General features: G+C 70.7%; 1 protein-coding gene. It reads right to left on the bottom strand.

Going from position 1 to position 492, the window contains the following annotated elements; all coding sequences use genetic code 11:
• Positions 1-12: 12 nt before the first annotated feature.
• On the bottom strand, positions 13-492 hold a 480-nt coding region (locus IEQ44_RS15560), incomplete at its 5' end, for an HNH endonuclease signature motif containing protein (RefSeq protein WP_193639392.1).

Raw genomic sequence — 492 nt, 5'->3', positions numbered from 1 at the left:
GGTCGGGTGCGGTCAGGCTGTGGGTACTGCGCTCGGAGTCGTGGCGCGTGGAGGCGGGACGGGTGGTCGCGGGACGGGTGGTGGCTCACCGTCCGGCCCCCGGGTGAGGTCGTGGGTGCCGTGGCGGTCGCGTCGGAAGCGTTGGCCGTGGGGACTCGTCCACTCGAAGACGCCGCTGGTGGGTGAGGTGAGTCGCCAGCCGGTGTGCGTCTTCAGTCGGTGGTGGCTGCGACACAGGACGGCCAGGTTGTCTGTTGCGGTCGGCCCTGGCTGTGGCCGGCCTTCTCCGCCTGCGTCGTGGTCGAACGGTTCGACGTGGTCGAGGTCGCAGGACCTCGCTGGGCGGGTGCACCACGGGAACACGCAGGTGCGGTCCCGGAGAATCACCTGCTGGCGGAGCCGGTCGGTGGGTTCGTACCGGCTCGTGGAGAGCTGGGTGTTGAGGTCGATCACCGGCAGGATCCGCACCTCGGTGTGCGTGCCCCGCACCCA

This window comes from Nocardioides malaquae, assembly GCF_015070385.1.
Taxonomy (GTDB): domain Bacteria; phylum Actinomycetota; class Actinomycetes; order Propionibacteriales; family Nocardioidaceae; genus Nocardioides; species Nocardioides malaquae.
This window is presented reverse-complemented; position numbering and strand designations above follow the sequence as displayed.